Raw genomic sequence first — 726 nt, 5'->3', positions numbered from 1 at the left:
CTCAATAGGAAGGGAAAAGCCCTACCCCCGACCCCTCCCCCGTAGGGAGGGGAGTGATGTGACTTGATGGGTGTGAGGGTTTTGTTGGGTTGTTTTGGGGTTATTGTTTAAAAATTGTAAGTAGTCGGTTCATATTGCTCCCCTCCCTACGGGGGAGGGGCAAGGGGGTGGGGCTTTGTAAGGGTCCGTGGGTGGGGCTTATTGCTCTTGCAGCCTCCTCACTCTCCTTCATTATCGCCTCTGCAACGTTTATCTGTTCATCGGCGAATATCTTCAGCGTCAACTGAATTGCCCCGTCCTTGGTCATGCTCACCCGTCCATGCGCCAGCTTCCTGATAAGTTGCGACTGTGACCTGACTCTGGGTTGTGCCACGAAGTCGAACGTGCCGTCGGTCATTTGCTGTGCCACGCCGTGCATCCTCCGCATACGCTGCACCTTATCGGGCACCGAGTCGTCGGGCGAAAAGAGGAAATACTTGCTCTCATCGTAGAAAGCCATACCGCCAAGCTGCACATGCTGGCAAGAGTTTAACTGATTGTTGGTCATAATGTTATTGTATTTAAAAGCCTCTCCCCCGACCCCTCCCCAATAGGGAGGGGAGTGATGTGATTTTGTGGGTGTGAGGGATTGTTGGGCTGTTTGGTTATTGTTTATTTTGGTTATTGTTTAAAAATTGTAAGTAGTCGGTTCATACCGCTCCCCTCCCTACGGGGGAGGGGCAAGGG

Annotated in this window: 1 protein-coding gene; it reads right to left on the bottom strand. The window is 52.2% G+C overall.

Translation table 11 applies throughout. From position 1 onward, the window contains the following. Window positions 1–100: 100 nt before the first annotated feature. Window positions 101–547 carry a hypothetical protein gene (locus tag I6E38_RS15010; protein ID WP_235394731.1) on the bottom strand — a complete coding sequence of 149 codons (447 nt, stop codon included), beginning with the start codon at window positions 545–547 and terminating at the stop codon, window positions 101–103. Window positions 548–726: the final 179 nt, after the last annotated feature.

Source organism: Leyella stercorea (assembly GCF_021531355.1).
Classification (GTDB): domain Bacteria; phylum Bacteroidota; class Bacteroidia; order Bacteroidales; family Bacteroidaceae; genus Prevotella.
The sequence above is the reverse complement of the archived record's forward strand: the minus strand, read 5'-3'. Positions and strand labels throughout refer to the sequence as shown.

Coding starts and splice junctions, on each gene's coding strand:
- I6E38_RS15010 (WP_235394731.1), bottom strand. CDS start 547: ATGACCAACAATCAGTTAAACTCTTGCCAGCATGTGCAGCTTGGCGGT.